The organism is Serratia myotis (genome assembly GCF_027474885.1).
GTDB classification, from domain to species: Bacteria; Pseudomonadota; Gammaproteobacteria; order Enterobacterales; family Enterobacteriaceae; genus Serratia; species Serratia proteamaculans.
The window spans coordinates 1,843,565-1,862,517 of the sequence record NZ_CP099707.1; the positions used below are offsets into that span (position 1 = coordinate 1,843,565).

Annotated in this window: 16 protein-coding genes; 13 read left to right on the forward strand and 3 right to left on the reverse strand. The window is 54.2% G+C overall.

The genetic code is table 11. The features are described from left to right. Positions 1 to 195: 195 nt before the first annotated feature. The 6 genes from cspE (at position 196) to NHG65_RS08630 (ending at position 4,449) form a co-directional block, all read left to right on the forward strand. Positions 196 to 405 carry a transcription antiterminator/RNA stability regulator CspE gene (gene cspE, locus NHG65_RS08605; RefSeq protein ID WP_085116076.1) on the forward strand — a complete coding sequence of 70 codons (210 nt, stop codon included), beginning with the start codon at positions 196 to 198 and terminating at the stop codon, positions 403 to 405. Positions 406 to 626: 221 nt separating this feature from the next. Then, entirely contained in the window at positions 627 to 848 is a 222-nt protein-coding gene (locus NHG65_RS08610) for a cold-shock protein (protein ID WP_006320799.1), read from the forward strand. A gap of 109 nt (positions 849 to 957) precedes the next feature. After that, positions 958 to 2,184 carry a winged helix-turn-helix domain-containing protein gene (locus NHG65_RS08615; RefSeq protein WP_499183162.1) on the forward strand — a complete coding sequence of 409 codons (1,227 nt, stop codon included), beginning with the start codon at positions 958 to 960 and terminating at the stop codon, positions 2,182 to 2,184. A gap of 292 nt (positions 2,185 to 2,476) precedes the next feature. Then, positions 2,477 to 2,659: a Trm112 family protein gene (locus NHG65_RS08620; RefSeq protein ID WP_006320791.1), complete on the forward strand. Its 183-nt coding sequence runs from the start codon at positions 2,477 to 2,479 to the stop codon at positions 2,657 to 2,659. Then, positions 2,656 to 3,405, forward strand: coding sequence for a 3-deoxy-manno-octulosonate cytidylyltransferase (kdsB, locus tag NHG65_RS08625; protein WP_085116078.1), 750 nt, complete (start codon positions 2,656 to 2,658; stop codon positions 3,403 to 3,405). Before NHG65_RS08620 ends, kdsB begins: the two co-directional genes overlap by 4 nt. A 147-nt stretch (positions 3,406 to 3,552) precedes the next feature. Further along, complete coding sequence (locus tag NHG65_RS08630) at positions 3,553 to 4,449, forward strand: YcbJ family phosphotransferase (RefSeq protein WP_085116079.1); 897 nt, start codon at positions 3,553 to 3,555, stop codon at positions 4,447 to 4,449. 5 nt (positions 4,450 to 4,454) lie between these two features. Here the strand turns inward: NHG65_RS08630 and elyC are convergent, their stop codons facing one another. Beyond that, positions 4,455 to 5,228, reverse strand: a complete 774-nt coding sequence (elyC, locus tag NHG65_RS08635) for an envelope biogenesis factor ElyC (RefSeq protein WP_085116080.1) — start codon at positions 5,226 to 5,228, stop codon at positions 4,455 to 4,457. Positions 5,229 to 5,378: 150 nt separating this feature from the next. Between elyC and cmoM the strand changes: the two genes are divergently transcribed. The 7 genes from cmoM (at position 5,379) to NHG65_RS08670 (ending at position 16,146) form a co-directional block, all read left to right on the forward strand. Beyond that, entirely contained in the window at positions 5,379 to 6,164 is a 786-nt protein-coding gene (gene cmoM / locus NHG65_RS08640) for a tRNA uridine 5-oxyacetic acid(34) methyltransferase CmoM (RefSeq protein ID WP_012006149.1), read from the forward strand. Then, positions 6,161 to 7,483 (forward strand): chromosome partition protein MukF, encoded by a 1,323-nt coding sequence (gene mukF / locus NHG65_RS08645; protein WP_099061735.1) that lies wholly within the window; start codon positions 6,161 to 6,163, stop codon positions 7,481 to 7,483. The genes cmoM and mukF overlap by 4 nt, the downstream gene beginning before the upstream one ends. Then, positions 7,464 to 8,192, forward strand: a complete 729-nt coding sequence (mukE, locus tag NHG65_RS08650; RefSeq protein ID WP_099061734.1) for a chromosome partition protein MukE — start codon at positions 7,464 to 7,466, stop codon at positions 8,190 to 8,192. The genes mukF and mukE overlap by 20 nt, the downstream gene beginning before the upstream one ends. Continuing rightward, the gene (mukB, locus tag NHG65_RS08655; RefSeq protein ID WP_099061733.1) at positions 8,189 to 12,637 is read left to right on the forward strand and encodes a chromosome partition protein MukB; all 4,449 of its coding nucleotides are present in this window, start codon (positions 8,189 to 8,191) and stop codon (positions 12,635 to 12,637) included. Before mukE ends, mukB begins: the two co-directional genes overlap by 4 nt. A gap of 223 nt (positions 12,638 to 12,860) precedes the next feature. Further along, positions 12,861 to 14,702: a L,D-transpeptidase gene (gene ldtD, locus NHG65_RS08660; RefSeq protein ID WP_099061732.1), complete on the forward strand. Its 1,842-nt coding sequence runs from the start codon at positions 12,861 to 12,863 to the stop codon at positions 14,700 to 14,702. Positions 14,703 to 14,883: 181 nt separating this feature from the next. Continuing rightward, positions 14,884 to 15,432: a peptidoglycan L,D-endopeptidase MepK gene (mepK, locus tag NHG65_RS08665; protein ID WP_099061731.1), complete on the forward strand. Its 549-nt coding sequence runs from the start codon at positions 14,884 to 14,886 to the stop codon at positions 15,430 to 15,432. A 66-nt stretch (positions 15,433 to 15,498) separates the two neighbouring features. Next, a complete protein-coding gene (locus tag NHG65_RS08670; RefSeq protein ID WP_207977628.1) occupies positions 15,499 to 16,146 on the forward strand; it encodes an MBL fold metallo-hydrolase in 648 nt (215 codons plus the stop codon). 69 nt (positions 16,147 to 16,215) lie between these two features. Here NHG65_RS08670 and NHG65_RS08675 read toward each other — a convergent pair whose 3' ends face one another. Further along, positions 16,216 to 17,406 carry an amino acid aminotransferase gene (locus NHG65_RS08675; protein WP_099061729.1) on the reverse strand — a complete coding sequence of 397 codons (1,191 nt, stop codon included), beginning with the start codon at positions 17,404 to 17,406 and terminating at the stop codon, positions 16,216 to 16,218. Between the two features lie 244 nt (positions 17,407 to 17,650). Then, positions 17,651 to 18,760 carry a porin OmpC gene (gene ompC, locus NHG65_RS08680; protein ID WP_272931544.1) on the reverse strand — a complete coding sequence of 370 codons (1,110 nt, stop codon included), beginning with the start codon at positions 18,758 to 18,760 and terminating at the stop codon, positions 17,651 to 17,653. Positions 18,761 to 18,953: the final 193 nt, after the last annotated feature.

Consider the following 18,953-nt stretch of genomic DNA (forward strand, 5'->3'; position numbering starts at 1 on the left):
GTAAATGCAAGTCGGCCTGTGATACAGACCTATTTATGTTCGAGTTTAGAGTTAAGCAGTTCCTCCAAAAACGTTATCATCTGATTCCGCTTCAAAGACGAACCTTCTAAGTATCTCCCATAAGTAATGTTTCTAAGAACGGCCAAAATTGCCTTATGGCAGGTTTTGTATATATATTTAAAAGGTAAATGAGTAATGTCTAAGAAGACGGGTCAAGTGAAGTGGTTCAATGAAAGCAAAGGTTTTGGTTTTATTGAACAGAACGACGGTGGTAAAGATGTATTCGTACACTTCTCCGCAATCGCGACCGACGGTTTCAAAACTTTGGCTGAAGGCCAGCGTGTTGAGTACACCGTAGAAGACAGCCAGCGCGGGCCGGCTGCAGCTAACGTTGTTGCTCTGTAAATAAACAGGGAATAACGTAAAGAGATATTAATACAACCATGATGACGCATTTACGCTGATTCATTGCGGAAGATATTAATTTCAACAAGCCCGCCAGAGTGCGGGTTTTTTATTTTTTGCTCACGAGAGGTTTCTTACGAAAAACTTTAGGATGGGCTGGTAGCGTCCAACAATAATAAAAATGACGTTGTTAAGGATGCTCAAGTAAAAGGATATAAGTTATGTTTAAAAATACTGTGTTACAAATGGGCCGTGTGAAATGGTTTGATCAGGCTGCAGGCTATGGTTTTATTTCACCGGTAGATGGTAGCGACGAAATCTATGTAAGCCGTCGTTCTATCGCCAATACTAAAAATAAATCGTTAAACGAAGGTCAGAACGTTGAGTTCTCGATCTATCGCAGCTCCCACGGGCTGTCAGCGGCAGACGTTATCGCGTTCTGACCCACCCCTTCCTCGCCAGTGCCGGTGCCGCCACCCCAAGCACTGGCGAAGATAAATCTCCCGATATCCACTACTATCAAGCGATTGCTCAATCACTTCGGATGTCAGGATGAACACCCCAGTTATTTCTCTTACTGCCGCCCGTGCGCTTCACCTCGCTGCACAGGGGCTGCTATCCCCGATGAAACGCAAAGCCAAACCCGATGACGTGGTTGCCGCTATTGGGCGTATGGGTTTACTGCAAATTGATACTATCAGTGTGGTCGCACGCAGTCCCTATCTGGTGCTGTTCAGCCGCCTGGGTGACTATCAGCCTGAATGGCTGGAGCAGGCACTGGCGAGCCGCCGGTTGTTCGAGTACTGGGCGCACGAGGCCTGCTTTTTACCCATCGAAGATTTTGGCCTGCTGCGTCACCGAATGCTGCAGCCGCAAGGTATGGGCTGGAAGTATTCCGAAGCGTGGATGCAGGAACATCAGGTGGCAATAGACGCCCTGCTGCAACACATTGAAACCGGTGGGCCGGTACGTTCGGCGGATTTCAGCGCCGAGAAGAAGGGCAACAGTGGCTGGTGGGATTGGAAACCGGAAAAGCGCCATCTCGAAATCCTGTTCACCGCCGGCAAACTGATGGTAGCCGAACGGCGCAATTTCCATCGCGTTTACGACCTGACAGAAAGATTGTTACCCCACTGGGATGATAGCCGGCATGCGTTACCTGTCGAAGATGCACGACAGGAAATGCTTAGCCGCAGCTGCCGTTATCTTGGGATCTTCAGAGCCGAATGGTTGGCGGATTACTACCGTCTGAAGCGGGTGGCGCCGAAAGCGCTACTGACGTCGTTACAACAGCAGGGCGAAGTGCTACCCGTGCTGATCGACGGTTTGGACGGGGAGTTTTACGTGCACCATTCGTTGTCGGCAGAGCTACAGCTGGCAGAGCAAGGGGCGTTAAAATCCACCGTGACCACGTTGCTTTCTCCGTTCGATCCAGTGGTTTGGGATCGCCGTCGTGCGCTGGAGCTGTTCAATTTTGATTACCGGCTGGAATGTTACACGCCGAAAGAGAAACGGCAGTATGGCTATTTTACATTGCCGGTGTTGCAGCGCGGCGAACTGATTGGCCGTATTGATGCAAAAATGCATCGCCGACAGGGCATTTTCGAAATTATCAGCTTTCACCCACAGGCGAAGGTACGCTTCGGTAAACAACGCGTGCAGGATATTCGGCAAGCAATAACCCGCAGTGCAAAATGGCATGGTGCCAAACAGGTTACTTTGGGTGATATTCCGGCGACACTGGCTATAGAGTGGGGCGCTGGCTGGGAAGTGGAATAACGAACGGCGTTGTCGGCTTGGGTAAAACGAATGTTCAGCGCCGCTCGTTACAATGGGGATGCCTTAGTTGCTGAAGTTGGCAAACAGGGCGATGATTTTGTGAAGACGTTTGATCATGTTAACTGTCTTTTTGTGACTTGCATCACAAAATTCTACGCCTGAGCCGGGGGCAATTCAATCCCCCTCGAAAGATTAAAATGCAGCGACAAAACAGCCGGTGATTAACCTGGCGCATAGCGTTATGCTATCCTCACGCACTTTCCTTACGTTAAATCTCCACCCTGGAGGAAGCATGGATCACCGTTTACTCGAAATCGTTGCCTGCCCGGTCTGCAACGGTAAGCTTTATTTCAATAAAGAAAACCAGGAATTGGTCTGCAAAGTGGATGGTCTGGCCTATCCGCTGCGTGACGGCATTCCCGTCCTGTTGGAAAATGAAGCGCGAGCGCTGTCATTGGATGAGAAACACGCATGAGTTTTATCGCTATTATTCCAGCCCGTTATGCATCAACCCGTTTACCGGGTAAACCCCTGGCCGATATCCACGGTAAGCCCATGGTGGTGCACGTAATGGAGCGTGCGCGCGAGTCGGGGGCCAGCCGCGTTATCGTCGCGACCGATCATCCGGCGGTGGCCGAAGCGGTTAAAGCGGCAGGCGGTGAAGTCTGCATGACCCGGGCCGATCACAATTCCGGCACCGAGCGTTTGGCCGAGGTGATCGAGCACTATGGTTTCGCTGATGACGAAATCATCGTGAATGTCCAGGGTGACGAGCCATTGATCCCACCGGTAATTGTGCGCCAGGTGGCTGAAAATCTGGCGGGAAGTCAGGCCGGTATGGCCACCCTGGCGGTGCCGATCGAAAGCGCAGAAGAAGCCTTTAACCCCAATGCGGTCAAGGTGGTGATGGATGCGCAGGGTTATGCGCTCTATTTCTCGCGCGCCACAATCCCATGGGATCGTGAACGTTTTGCCCAATCCAAAGAAAACATCGGCGACAGCCTGTTGCGTCACATCGGCATTTACGCCTATCGCGCCGGTTTTGTGCGTCGTTACGTCACCTGGGCACCAAGCCAACTGGAGCAAATTGAGCTGCTGGAACAGTTGCGGGTGCTGTGGTACGGCGAAAAAATCCACGTGGCAGTGGCCAAGGCGATGCCGACGGTGGGTGTTGACACGCCGGAAGACTTGCAGCGCGTGCGCGACAGTATCCAAGGCTGAGCATTGAACGCCGGCGTGTTACGCAACGCGCCGGCGATATGATTTCCCTTCTTATATCCCCGTTTTGTTGATCTGCGTTGAAGAATTTTTCTGCTCCCCGTTCGATGATGTCAGCGTCTCTTCCTTTCCTCTTGAGGCCATTTTCTTATGGAGCAGTTACGCGCCGAACTGAGTATTGTGCTGGGTGAGTCCATCAGCCGGCTGGAACGCGTCAGCGAACAACCTTATGCGCACATGTATTCACTGTATGACCAACAGGGCCATGCTATTCCACTGATGGCAAAAAGTTTTGTCTGCCAGGGCATTGCCCAGCAGGAGGCTTACAAACTGTCGATGCTGTCGCGTGAAGGGGATATTCGCCTGCCGACGGTATATGGCGTGGTCTATACCCACCAGGCTCCCTATAAAGAGATCTTGTTGATCGAACGTTTACGGGGTGTGTCGGTGGAAGCGCCGACGCGTACGCCGAACCGCTGGAATACCCTGATGGAGCAGATTGTCGATGGCGTGTTGGCCTGGCACCGCATTGACAGCCACGGTTGTGTTGGCACGGTAGACAGTACTCAGGAGAACGACTGGTTCTGTTGGTATCAACAGCGGGTCGAAGTGCTGTGGTCAACGCTGAGTAATCTCAACTCGCCGCAGCTGACGATGGCGGATCGCCGTTTGTTGTACCGCACGCGTGAAGCCCTGACCCATTTTTTTGTCGGTTTCGACGATCCCTGCGTGCTGGTTCACGGCAACTTGTCATTGCGCAGCATGCTGAAAGATCCGAAAAGCGATCAACTGCTGGCGATGCTCAACCCGGGAATGATGTTGTGGGCACCGCGTGAATATGAGCTTTTCAGGCTGTGTGAGGCGGGAATGCCGAGCCAGTTGCTGTTCTATTACTTGCAACGGGCACCGGTAGCGGAATCTTTCCTGATGCGGCGTTGGTTATATGTGGTGTGGGAAGCAGTAGGGCGGTTGATTCATACCGGCAAACTGGAGCGGCAGCCGTTTGACTATGCGTCCAAACAACTGCTGCCCTGGCTTGCCGGTTAACCCGGTTAGTCGACAGAAACCTCATCGGCCCCTTTCAACCATTGCCACAGGCTGCCCAGCGTTTCATACCAGGCGCGTTCGCTGTGGCCAAGGAACATCGCAGACGGCACCACGCGATCCCAAATATTCAACCGCGAACTGATGGCCAACTGATTGGCCGGTGCCGGGATCGGGTGCAGCCCCTTGGCTTCAAAGAAGCGCATGGCCCGCGGCAAATGGTTGGCTGAAGTTACCAGAATAAACGGCTGCTGGCCGACCAGCTTCGACACCTGCAATGCCTCCTGCTCGGTATCCATCGGGCGATCCAACAGGACAATGTCACTGCCTGGTACTCCCAGGCTTTCCGCCACCCGCGCCGCCGTTGCCGCGTTACTTAGCGTTTTCGGGCCTCCGGCACCGGTGAACACCATTTTCGCCCCAGGGTGAGCGAGATATAAGCGCACGCCTTCCGTGACTCGTGGCAGACTATTGCCGATCAAGTTGGAACTTGGCGCCCAATCCGGATTAAAGGTGTAGCCGCCACCCAGCACCACGATATAATTCACCGGGTCATTGCCACGATAGGTGACATACTCAGATTCGATGGGACGCAGCAACCTGTCGGCCACTGGTTGCAGGCTGAAAAGCAGTAAAAACAGCCAGCTCAGCGTGAAAATGACCTTGCCGCTTTTTTGCCAACGGGTGAACCACAGCAGTAACAGCGCCAGTCCCATCAGTAGCAACATCGCAGGTAACGGCATTAAAATAGCGCCAATGAACTTTTTCAGGTTAAACAGCATCAAAAATCAGGTCCTTTTGGGCGAAAAAACGACATCCGGGCACAATCAGGCCGCAAGAAGATTCATTCTAAGCCAGTCTGTGCCAAAATAGCAGGTTTGAATGGGCTGGCACTTTGCCCCAGCCGGATAAGATCAGCGGAGCCGTTGTCCATGCAGGATCGCAATTTTGACGATATTGCTGAAAAGTTTGCGCGTAATATTTACGGCACCACCAAAGGGAAAATCCGCCAGGCTGTGGTTTGGCAGGATCTGACCACGCTGTTGGCCCAGTTGCCGCAGCGGCCGCTGCGCATTCTGGATGCCGGCGGCGGCGAAGGCCATATGGCCTGCCAATTGGCAGAATTAGGACATCAGGTGTTGTTGTGCGATCTTTCTGGTGAGATGATCCAACGCGCCGCGTTGCTGGCAGAGCAGAAAGGTGTGAGCCAGAACATGCAATTCATACAAAGTTCAGCACAGGACATTGGTCAACACTTGGAACAGCCGGTTGATCTGATATTGTTCCATGCAGTGCTTGAATGGATCGCCGAACCTGAGGCCGCGCTGCAGGCGTTATTTAACTGTTTGCTGCCGGGTGGCGCACTGTCATTGATGTTCTTTAACGCCAATGGCCTCTTGATGCGTAACGTGGTGTTGGGTAATTTCCAACTGGTGAACCCAGAGGTCAGAAGGCGCAGAAAGCGTTCGTTGTCGCCGCAGTATCCACATAGCCCGCCGCAGGTGTATGGCTGGTTGGAGCAACTGGGCATGCGCATCAGCGGGAAAACCGGCGTGCGGGTGTTCCACGATTATCTGCAGAGCAGGCAGCTACAGACACAAAAATTTGAAGAGTTACTGGCGCTTGAACAGCACTATTGCCGGCAGGAGCCGTACGTGAGTTTGGGGCGCTATATTCACGTCATGGCGCATAAACCAAACCTGAAGGACGAACTATGAGTGAATTTTCCCAGACAGTACCCGAACTGGTCGCCTGGGCACGGAAAAATGATTTCTCTATTTCGCTCCCTACGGAGCGTCTCGCGTTTTTGCTCGCTATCGCCACGTTAAACGGCGAGCGGCTGGACGGCGAGATGAGCGAAGGTGAGCTGGTTGATGCATTTCGCCATGTCAGCAAGGGTTTCGAACAGACGCATGAAACGGTGGCCGTCCGCGCCAACAATGCGATTAATGACATGGTGCGCCAGCGCCTGTTAAACCGTTTTATCAGCGAACTGGCGGACGGTAACGCGATTTACCGTCTGACGCCGCTGGGCATCGGTATCACCGATTACTATATCCGTCAGCGCGAATTCTCCACGCTGCGTCTGTCGATGCAGTTGTCGATCGTGGCGCAGGAGCTCAAGCGTGCTGCCGACGCTGCCGATGAAGGCGGTGATGATTTCCACTGGCACCGTAATGTGTTTGCACCGCTGAAATATTCGGTGGCGGAAATCTTCGACAGTATCGATTTGACTCAGCGGATTATGGATGAACAACAGCAAGGCGTGAAGGACGACATCGCCGCATTGCTGAACAAAGACTGGCGTGCGGCGATCTCCAGCTGTGAGATGCTGCTGTCCGAAACTTCGGGCACCCTGCGTGAGTTGCAGGATACGCTGGAGGCGGCGGGCGATAAACTGCAGGCCAACCTGCTGCGTATTCAGGATGCCACGCTGGGTGGGGCAGAACTGGGCTTCGTCGACAAGCTGGTGTTTGATCTGCAAAGCAAGCTCGACCGCATTATCAGTTGGGGCCAGCAGGCGATTGACCTGTGGATTGGCTACGACCGTCACGTGCATAAATTTATCCGTACCGCTATCGACATGGACAAAAACCGGGTGTTTGCCCAGCGTTTGCGTCAGTCGGTGCAAAACTATTTCGACAATCCATGGACACTGACCCATGCCAACGCCGACCGTCTGCTGGATATGCGAGACGAAGAACTGGCGCTGCGCAGTGAGGAAGTGACCGGGGAACTGCCGCCGGATCTGGAGTTCGAAGAGTTCAGCGAAATCCGTGAACAGCTGGCATTGATGATCGAACAGGCACTGAAGATTTATCAGGAACAACAGATGCCGCTCAACTTAGGGGCGGTAATGCGCGATTATCTGGCGCAATATCCGCGTGCTCGTCATTTCGACGTGGCACGTTTAGTGGTCGACCAGGCAGTGCGCCTTGGTGTGGCTGAAGCAGATTTTTCAGGGTTGCCGGCACAATGGCAGGCAATCAATGATTACGGAGCCAAGGTCCAGGCCCATGTCATCGACAAATATTGAACAAGTAATGCCAGTCAAGCTGGCCAAGGCATTGTCTAACGCGCTGTTCCCGGCGCTGGACAGCCAACTGCGTGCGGGTCGCCACATCGGTATCGATGAGCTGGACAACCACGCTTTCTTAATGGACTTCCAGGATGAACTGGAAGAATTTTACACCCGCTACAGCGTAGAGCTGATCCGCGCGCCGGAAGGTTTTTTCTACCTGCGCCCGCGCTCTACCACGCTGATCCCGCGTTCGGTGCTGTCTGAACTGGACATGATGGTGGGGAAAATCCTGTGCTATCTGTACCTCAGTCCAGAGCGTCTGGCTCACGAAGGGATCTTCAGCCAACAGGAGCTGTATGACGAACTGCTGAGCCTGGCGGACGAGAGCAAATTGCTGAAGTTCGTTAATCAGCGTTCTACCGGCTCGGATCTCGATCGTCAGAAGCTGCACGAAAAAGTGCGTACTTCACTGAACCGTCTGCGTCGTTTGGGCATGGTCTACTTCATGGGCAACGACAGCAGCAAGTTCCGTATCACCGAGGCGGTGTTCCGCTTTGGCGCCGACGTGCGCAGCGGTGACGACCCGCGTGAAGCGCAGTTGCGTATGATCCGCGACGGCGAAGCCATGCCGGTTGAAAACAGCCTGTTGCTGAATGATGAGAGCGATGCAGAAGATTCGCCGCTTGATACCACACCGGACAGTGCAGAGGATGAACAGGAATGATTGAACGCGGTAAATTTCGCTCGCTGACACTGGTTAACTGGAACGGCTTCTTTGCCCGCACCTTTGATCTCGATGAGCTGGTGACCACGCTGTCCGGCGGTAACGGGGCAGGGAAATCCACCACCATGGCGGCCTTCGTCACTGCGTTGATCCCCGATTTGACGCTGCTGCACTTTCGTAACACTACTGAAGCCGGTGCCACCAGTGGCTCGCGCGACAAGGGCCTGCACGGTAAGCTGCGCGCCGGGGTGTGTTATTCGACTCTCGACGTGCTCAACTCGCGTCACCAGCGCGTGGTGGTGGGTGTCCGTCTGCAGCAGGTGGCCGGCCGTGACCGCAAGGTGGACATCAAGCCGTTCGTTATTCAGGGCCTGCCGACCGCAGTGCAGCCGACGGAACTTTTGACCCAAACGGTGGGTGAGCGCCAGGCACGTGTATTGTCGCTGCAAGAACTGAAAGATCGCGTTGAAGAGATGGAAGGGGTGCAGTTCAAGCAGTTTAACTCCATTACCGATTACCACTCATTAATGTTCGATCTGGGCGTGATCCCAAAACGCCTGCGTTCATCGTCCGATCGCAGCAAGTTCTACCGCCTGATCGAAGCCTCACTGTACGGCGGTATCTCCAGCGCCATCACCCGCTCATTGCGTGACTACCTGTTGCCGGAAAACAGCGGCGTGCGCAAGGCATTCCAGGATATGGAAGCGGCGCTGCGTGAAAACCGCATGACGCTGGAAGCGATCCGCGTTACCCAATCCGACCGTGACCTGTTCAAACACCTGATTTCCGAGGCCACCTCTTACGTGGCGGCGGACTACATGCGCCATGCCAATGAGCGACGCATTCATTTGGACGGGGCACTGGCCCTGCGCAACGATCTGCTGGGTAGCCGCAAACAGTTGGCTGCCGAGCAATACCGCCATGTAGAAATGGCGCGTGAGCTGGCGGAGCAGAGTGGGGCGGAATCCGATCTGGAAACCGACTATCAGGCCGCCAGCGATCACCTGAATCTGGTTCAGACGGCGATGCGCCAGCAGGAAAAGATCGAGCGCTATGAAGGCGATCTGGAAGAGCTGACCTACCGACTGGAAGAACAGAATGAAGTGGTTGCGGAGGCCAGTGAACAGCAGGCCGAAAACGAAGCACGCGCCGAAGCGGCCGAACTGGAAGTGGATGAGCTGAAAAGCCAGCTTGCCGACTACCAGCAAGCGCTCGACGTGCAGCAAACCCGTGCCATTCAATATCAGCAGGCGTTGCAAGCATTGGAACGTGCGCGTGCGCTGTGCCAACTGCCGGAACTGACTGCCGAAAATGCCGAGCATTGGCTGGATACATTCCAGGCGCGTGAGCAGGAAGCGACCGAAGCCTTGCTGATGTTGGAACAAAAACTGAGCGTGGCCGATGCCGCGCACGGTCAGTTTGAACAGGCTTATCAGCTGGTGGGTAAAATCGCCGGTCAGGTCAGCCGCAGTGAAGCCTGGCAGTGTGCGCGCGAATTGCTGCGTGACTGGCCATCACAGCAACACCTTGCCGAGCGCGTGCAGCCTTTGCGTATGCGCCTGAGCGAGCTGGAACAGCGTCTGCGCTCCCAGCAGGACGCCGAGCGTCTGCTGCAGGAATTCTGCAAACGCCACGGCCAGCAGTATCAGCCGGATGAACTCGATGCCCTGCAACAAGAGCTGGAAGAGCGTCTGGAATCGCTGTCACAAAGCGTCAGCGATGCCGGCGAGCGTCGGATGGAAATGCGCCAGGAACTGGAGCAAATTCAGCAACGCATCCGCGAACTGACCACCCGTGCACCTGTCTGGTTGGCGGCGCAGGATTCGCTGAGCCAGCTTGGTGAGCAAAGCGGTGAAGCGCTTGAAAGCAGCCAGCAGGTGACTGAGTACATGCAGCAACTGCTGGAGCGCGAACGTGAAACTACCGTTGAGCGTGACGAAGTGGCTGCCGGTAAACGTGCCGTGGAAGCGCAAATCGAACGTCTCAGCCAGCCTGGGGGTGCCGAGGATCAGCGCCTGGTCACGCTGGCCGAACGTTTTGGTGGCGTGCTGCTGTCCGAAATCTACGATGACGTCACCATCGACGATGCGCCGTACTTCTCCGCCCTGTACGGCCCGTCGCGCCACGCGATTGTGGTGCCGGACCTGTCGTTGGTGCGCGAGATGCTGGAAGGGTTGGAAGACTGCCCGGAAGATCTCTATCTGATTGAGGGGGATCCGCAGTCGTTCGATGACAGCGTATTCGCCGTCGAAGAACAAGACCGGGCGGTGTTGGTCAAAACCGCTGAGCGCCAGTGGCGTTACTCCCGTTATCCGGCAGTGCCTTTGTTTGGTCGTGCCGCGCGTGAGAACCGCCTGGAAATACTGCATGCCGAGCGGGAAAAGCTGGCAGAACGTTATGCCACGCTGTCGTTCGACGTGCAGAAAACCCAGCGTTCGCATCAGGCCTTCAGCCGCTTTATCGGCAACCATCTGGCAGTAGCGTTTGACGCCGATCCAGAAGCCGAAATCCGTGGCCTCAATACCCGCCGCGGTGAAATCGAACGTGCTCTGAATAACCATGAAGCGCAGAACCAGCAGCAGCGTCAGCAGTACGATCAGGCGAAAGAGGGCATCTCTGCGCTGAACCGCCTGATGCCGCTGGTTTCATTGTTAAACGATGAAACCCTGCAGGATCGCGTGGAAGAAATCCGTGAAGAGCTGGAGGAGGCGCAGGATGCCGCGCGTCATATTCAGCAGCACGGCGTTTCCCTGACCAAACTTGAGCCGCTGTTGTCGGTGCTGCAGAGCGATCCGCAGCAACATGAGCAGCTGCAACAGGACTACTCTCAGGCGCAGAGCGTGCAGCGTCAGGCTAAACAGCAGGCGTTTGCCCTGATTGAAGTGGTGCAACGTCGTGCTCACTTCAGCTATACCGATTCCGCCGGTATGCAAAATGCCAATAACGATCTGAACGACAAGCTGCGCCAGCGTCTGGAGCATGCGGAAGCGGAACGTACCCGTGCCCGCGAGCAACTGCGCCAGTATCAAACCCAGTTTACCCAGTACAGTCAGGTGTTGGCATCGCTGAAAAGTTCGTATGACGCCAAGCGCGACATGCTGAAAGAACTGAGCCAGGAACTGGTAGACATCGGCGTACAGGCGGATGCCAATGCCGAAGCCCGCGCGCGTACTCGTCGTGATGAATTGCATGCGGGTCTGAGCACCAATCGCGCACGCCGTAACCAGTTGGAAAAACAGCTGACCTTCTGCGAAGCGGAAATGGACGGCCTGCAGAAGAAACTGCGCAAGCTGGAACGTGATTATTATCAGCTGCGTGAGCAGGTGGTTACCGCCAAAGCGGGCTGGTGCGCAGTGATGCGCCTGGTGAAAGACAACGGGGTTGAGCGTCGTCTGCATCGCCGTGAGCTGGCCTATATGGACGGTGATGAACTGCGCTCAATGTCGGATAAGGCGCTCGGTGCGTTGCGTCTGGCGGTATCGGATAACGAACACCTGCGCGACGTACTGCGCCTGTCGGAAGATCCGAAGCGTCCGGAACGCAAGATCCAGTTCTATATTGCGGTCTATCAGCATCTGCGTGAGCGTATTCGTCAGGATATCATTCGCACCGATGACCCGGTTGAGGCCATCGAACAGATGGAGATCGAACTGGGCCGTCTGACCGAAGAGCTGACTGCGCGTGAGCAGAAGCTGGCGATCAGTTCCAAGAGCGTGGCGAACATCATTCGCAAAACCATCCAGCGCGAACAGAACCGTATCCGCATGCTCAACCAGGGCCTGCAGGCGGTTTCCTTCGGTCAGGTGAAGAGCGTGCGATTGAACGTCAACGTGCGCGAAGCGCATGCGACTCTGTTGGACGTGCTCTCCGAGCAGCAGGAACAACATCAGGATCTGTTCAACAGCAACCGACTGACCTTCTCAGAGGCTCTGGCCAAGCTGTATCAGCGCCTGAACCCGCAGATTGATATGGGGCAACGCACGCCACAGACCATCGGCGAAGAGTTGCTGGATTACCGTAACTACCTGGAGCTGGAAGTGGAAGTCTTCCGCGGCTCTGACGGTTGGTTGCGTGCCGAGAGTGGCGCGCTGTCTACCGGGGAAGCGATCGGTACCGGGATGTCGATTCTGGTGATGGTGGTGCAGAGCTGGGAAGAAGAGTCGCGCCGTCTGCGCGGCAAAGATATCTCCCCATGCCGTCTGTTGTTCCTTGATGAAGCGGCGCGACTGGATGCCAAATCCATCGCCACGCTGTTCGAACTGTGTGATCGTCTGGAAATGCAGCTGATCATCGCGGCACCGGAAAATATCAGTCCGGAAAAAGGCACGACTTATAAGCTGGTACGTAAGGTGTTCCAGAACCATGAACACGTACACGTCGTGGGCCTGCGTGGTTTCGCTAACGAACCCCCGGTACTGGGGATTACGGCGGCAGAAACACCTTAAAGGTGAAAAAAGCCCGCTAATAATCTGAAAATAGCCGCCCTGGGGTGGCTATTTTTTTGTGCGAGTGGATGATAGTCGTGCTTTTTTCTGCGCGGGAAACCGAGTAGCCTGATGAAATACAGTTATTCATAAGTGCCAAAAGGCAAAATGGCTTTTCTGTTCGTATACTGAAACTAATAAGCTGTCTTGGTTATATTTTTTGTGAGCATACAGGGGGCAATGGATGTTGCTTAGAAATGGAAACACTGTACGGCGGCTGGCGTTAAGTTGCGCAATCGCATGTGGTCTTGCGTCGTCGTTACCCGTATGGGCAACCGTTCCTGCGTTTCCGGTAGCGTCATCCGGCATGTCAGTGGCGCAAAGCCGTTCGGAAATACTGGCGGCCTTGCCGAAGGGTATCACACCGAATTACCTTTCGACGCTGGCTCCTTTGTACGCGGCGAACCGTATGCAATTGATGTGGCAAGATCGCGACGCGGTTCAGCAATTCCAGCAGCAACTGGCCGAATTGGCGATGTCCGGCGTACAGCCACAGTTCACCCAATGGGTGAAACTGCTGACCAATCCGGCGATTACCGACGTGGCGCGTGATGTGGTGCTGTCTGATGCGATGCTGGGATATTTACAGTTCGTTTCGTCCATCGGAGCCAACGGTAATAATTGGTTGTACAGCAATATTCCTTACAAGCTCGGCTTGCCGCCGAATACGGTAATTAACCAGTGGCAGTTGGCGGTGCGTCAGGGCAAGACTCTGGCTTATGTCAACACGTTGGCACCGCAGCACCCGCAGTACGCCAAGATGCATCAGGCCCTGCGGGACATGCTGGCCGACGGCCATCCGTGGCCGCAGATGGCCAATGGCCCTAGCCTGCGTCCAGATCAACTGAGTGATGACATTCCGGCCTTACGCGAGATCCTGGCGCGTAACGGCATGCTGTCCACTGCGACGGCACCGGTGGAAGCACAAGATCCCCCTGCGGTATTGACCGGCTCGCGCAATGAGCCCGACGATGGCGGCCTGTCGGTCGATGAAGAAAAAAGTCGTGAGAGCCAGAGTGTCGTGGTCAGTCCGGCCGCCGCGCCGGTGAAAGATCTGGCTCCTTCACCGCAATCGCCATTTTCACAGCAGCCGGAAAACCCGGTTACCGTCATCGATAATCGTTATACCCCCGATCTGGTGGAGGGGGTTAAGCGCTTCCAGCAATGGCAGGGGCTGAGCGCAGACGGGGTGATCGGCGTGCGCACTCGCGAATGGCTCAACGTGACGCCGCAAATGCGCGCCTCGCTGTTGGCGCTGAATATTCAGCGTTTACGTATTCTGCCCGGTCATGTCGATACCGGCATTATGGTTAACATTCCCAACTACTCATTGACCTACTATCAGAACGGTAATGAGGTGCTTTCCTCGCGGGTGATTGTCGGTCGACCTAGTCGCAAGACGCCGTTGATGAGTAGTGCTCTGAACAATGTGGTGGTGAATCCTCCGTGGAACGTGCCGACCACGCTGGTGCGCGAAGATATCGTGCCGAAGGCGATGCGTGACGGCAGCTACTTCCAGAAGCATGGCTATACCGTACTTTCCGGCTGGAGCAACGATGCCGAAGTGATCAATCCGGCGATGATCGACTGGAACATGGTCTCTGCCCGTAATTTCCCGTACCGGATCCGTCAGGCACCGGGCGCTACCAACTCGCTGGGGCGTTTTAAGTTCAACATGCCGAGTTCGGACGCTATCTATCTGCACGATACGCCTAACCATAATCTGTTCCAGAAGGACATTCGTGCATTAAGCTCCGGCTGCGTGCGAGTCAACAAGGCATCGGATTTGGCGAATATGCTATTGCAGGATGCCGGTTGGAATAACACCCGCGTTTCGTCCACCCTTAAACAAGGGAATACCACCTTCGTCAATATCCGCCAACATATTCCGGTTAAATTGTATTATTTAACCGCCTGGGTCTCTGATGATGGAAAGCCACAATTCCGTACAGATATTTACAATTATGATGATACGGTGAGATCGGGTGCACAAATTTTGGCTCAGGCCGAAAAATTAATGCAATAAATGCAGTAATTATAAATAAATAACGGTCTGAATATCGGGCCATGATGCAGGCACTCATTACGTGAGTGCCTGCAAACCGCGGGACATCACGGGTTGACTCAGCCAGTGTGGGCGGTTATGGTTCGGGCAGTGCGCTGTTTTGTGCATATATTTTGATATTCTTGCCGGGTTTAACAGAAACATGGACAAAATTGATCATCATCGCCGTAAATGGCTGGCGTTAGGTAGCGCCGCTGTGGGCATAGCGCTGCTCCCTGGGCAAGCCTTTGCCAGTCTTTCTACTTCACGCCCTCGTATTCTGGTTGTAAATAACATGCATACGGGCGAATCGTTGAAAGCCGAATTCTTCGACGGTAAGGGATATAATAAAGACGAGTTAGTCCGTCTTAATCATCTCTTCCGTGATTATCGCGCTAATAAGATTAAGTCGATTGACCCTCGTCTGTTTGATCATCTCTATCGCTTGCAAGGCCTGTTGGGTACCAACAAGCCGGTACAGTTGGTTTCAGGCTACCGCTCGCTGGATACCAACAATGAGCTGCGTGGGCGCAGCCGCGGTGTGGCCAAGCACAGCTACCACACCAAGGGCCAGGCGATGGACTTCCATATTGAAGGCATCCAGTTGAGTAATATCCGCAAAGCGGCGTTAAAAATGAGCGCCGGTGGTGTAGGATATTACCCACGTAGCAACTTTGTACACATCGATACCGGCCCGGTGCGGACCTGGTAATCGCTGTGCACCATAAGTGAGTAGCGCCAGCCCGTCAGGGTATGGCGCTGTTGTCGTTGGAGCCTTATGAAATACCATATTATTCCCGTTACCGCTTTCAGTCAGAACTGTAGCCTGATCTGGTGTGAGAGCACCCAACAGGCGGCGTTGGTCGATCCCGGTGGCGAGCCTGAAAAACTGAAGGCCGAAATAGCCAGCCAGGGCGTGACGGTTACGCAGATCCTGCTGACCCATGGTCATCTCGATCATGTTGGCGCAGCGGCTGAGCTGGCAGAGCATTATCAGGTGCCGATCTACGGCCCGGATAAGAGAGATGCTTTTTGGCTGGACGGCTTGCCTGCGCAGAGCCGCATGTTTGGGCTGGAAGAGTGCGCACCGCTGACGCCAACCCAGTGGCTGGAAGAAGGGGATAGCGTGCAGGTGGGCGAGATGACGCTCAAGGTGCTGCATTGCCCGGGCCATACTCCTGGCCATATCGTCTTTATTAACGAACAGGCGAGATTGGCGCTGGTGGGCGACGTGCTGTTTAACGGCGGTGTTGGACGCAGTGATTTCCCACAAGGCGATCACCAGGCGTTAATCAACTCGATCCGTACCAAGTTATTACCGCAGGGTGATGACATGGCGTTCATTCCAGGCCATGGGCCGATGTCTACCTTCGGTCAGGAACGTGAAACCAACCCGTTCCTGCGTGAAGAGCCGGCCATCTGGTAAGGTTATTTCCGGCAGAAATAACTAAGGGGCGCATTGAGCGCCCCTTTTGCTACGTGTCGCGTGCCGGTTTTACAGCACGGCGACGATGGCTTCGCACAACGGCGCCATATTGTCCGGCGTCATGCCGGCAACGTTAACGCGGCCAGAGTTAACGGCGTAGACGCCAAACTCATCACGCAGGCGCAGCACCTGTTCTTTGGTCAGCCCGCTGAACGAGAACATGCCGTTCTGATTGATGATAAAGCTGAAGTCCTGCTCAGCTCCTTTCTCCTGCAGGGTATTCACGAACAGCTGACGCATGCGGTGAATGCGTTGACGCATGTCGGTCAGTTCCTGCTCCCACAGCGCACGTAATGCTTCGTCACCCAGGATGGTCGCTACAATGGCAGCGCCGTGTGACGGTGGGTTGGAGTAGTTGGCGCGAATGGCGGCTTTCACCTGGCTGAAGGCACGATCGGCAGTCTCTGCATCTGCGGCAACCACAGTACAGGCACCTACACGTTCGTTGTATAGACCGAAGTTCTTCGAGTAAGAGCTGGCAACGATCAGTTCCTGGTGTTTGGCGGCAAAAATACGCAGGCCCTGAGCATCTTCTTCCAGTCCTTTCGCGAAACCCTGGTAAGCAAAGTCAAACAGCGGCAACCAGCCGTTAGCCACAGACAGCTCGGCCAACTGGGCCCATTGCTCAGCCGTTGGGTCAATACCGGTTGGGTTATGGCAGCAGCCGTGGAACAGTACCACATCGCCCGCCTGAGCCTGTTTCAGGCTGTTCAGCAGGCCATCGAAGTCCAGCGCATGATTGGCCGCGTCGTAGTAGTCATATTCCAGTACTTCCAGACCGACAGCCCCGAACACATTGTTGTGGTTCGGCCAACTTGGGTTGCTGATCCAGATGCGTTTTGCGCTGGTCTGGTTGGCGATGAAGTCAGCTGCTACACGCAGAGCGCCGGTGCCACCAGGAGTTTGTGCGGTGCGCGCACGCTTGTCGGCGATGATTGGGCTTTGTTTGCCGAACAGCAACTCTTGCGTGCAGTTGGCGAACGCCGGGATGCCTTCAATGCCGAGGTAGTTTTTGGTGGTTTCATTTTCCAGCAGATACTGCTCAGCTTTTTTAACGCTGGTCAGCACCGGAGTCTTACCGGTTTCATCTTTATAAACCCCAATCCCCAGGTTGATTTTGTTAGGGCGGGCGTCAGCGCGGAAAATGTCGGTCAGACCCAGGATCGGATCGGCAGGTGCAGCAGTGATTTTTTCAAACATGTCAGGTGCTTCCATGGCTCGGAGTTAAGCAGACAGAAGCATCAGGGTAGCGCCAGTTATGCCCTTTGCCAACCGTTTGCGAGAAAAACACCTCGATCTTGTGAAGGACGCATATTCAGCATAAAAAATGAGGGAGAAGGGGGGATTGGCAGGATAAAAATTCAGGAGAATGCAAAAACAAAAACAGGGCCGAAGCCCTGTTTTTTAACTTGTCCGACGGTGAACCGTCGTTAAGTGTGACAACTTAGAACTGGTAAACCAGGCCTACACCAACGATGTCATCGGTAGCGATGGCGTTGGCTTTGGTGAATTCGTTGTCGTCCAGCAGGTTGATTTTGTAATCAACATAGGTAGACATGTTTTTGTTGAAGTAGTAAGTGGTACCAACAGAAACATATTTAACCAGGTCGGCATCGCCGCCGCCGAAGCTAGAACCGTTCGCAGTGCGGCTAGACAGGTTTTTACCTTTAGACTGCAGGTAAGAAACTTCTGGACGCAGACCGAAGTCGAACTGGTACTGTGCAGTCACTTCGAAGTTCTGAGTTTTGTCAGCGATAGTGAAGTCAGATTCGCCGTATGGAGTCATGTTACGGGTTTCTGAGTACATGGCTGCCAGGTAAACGTTGTTGGCGTCGTATTTCGCGCCCACGGTCCATGCGTCAGCCTTGTCGCCTTTGGCGGTAGCATTCAGTTTCTGATCGTCGGTACGGTTGGAAGATGCATACGCAGCACCGAAGCTTACGCCTTCGCCGATGTCATAAGTAGAAGACAGGCCCCAACCATCGCCATTTTGTTTCTTCAGATCACGATCATCGTTCTGGTTTTTGCCCTGGTACTGAACGGCGAAGTTCAGACCGTCAACCAGACCGAAGAAGTTGTTGTTACGGTAAGTAGCAACGCCGTTGGTACGGCCAGTCATGAAGTTGTCGGTGTAGGTGTAAGTATCGCCACCGAACTCTGGCAGCATATCTGTCCAGCCTTCCACGTCGTACAGTACGCCGTAGTTACGGCCGTAGTCGAATGAACCATAGTCAGCGAATTTCAGACCTGCGAAGCCCAGACGAGTCTTGGTGCCTTCGGTGCCTTGAGATTCAGCGTGGTTAGCTTGAACGTTGTATTCCCACTGGCCGTAACCGGTCAGTTGGTCAGTAATCTGGGTTTCACCTTTGAAGCCGAAACGAACATAGGTCTGATCGCCATCATTGCCTTTGTCGTCTGAGAAGTAGTGCAGACCGTCAACTTTACCGTACAGATCCAGTTTGTTGCCGTCTTTGTTGTAGATTTCAGCAGCGTTTGCTGCACCAGCTGCTAACAGAGCTGGGATTACCACTGCAAGAATGTTGCGCTTCATCATTATATTACCCTCATTGGTGTTATTCGGACACCTTTGCCACTGCCGCCAATAATTCTTTTGAACTATTGTTGATAGATTGGTGTCGTCCTGTGTCTGCACGCAGTGTTCCATTCGTCGCCGGGTTAATCTAGAACGAAAATGCTACCAATGTCCTAATTAGGTTTCAAAAAGAAAGTATTTGTAACAATATGTA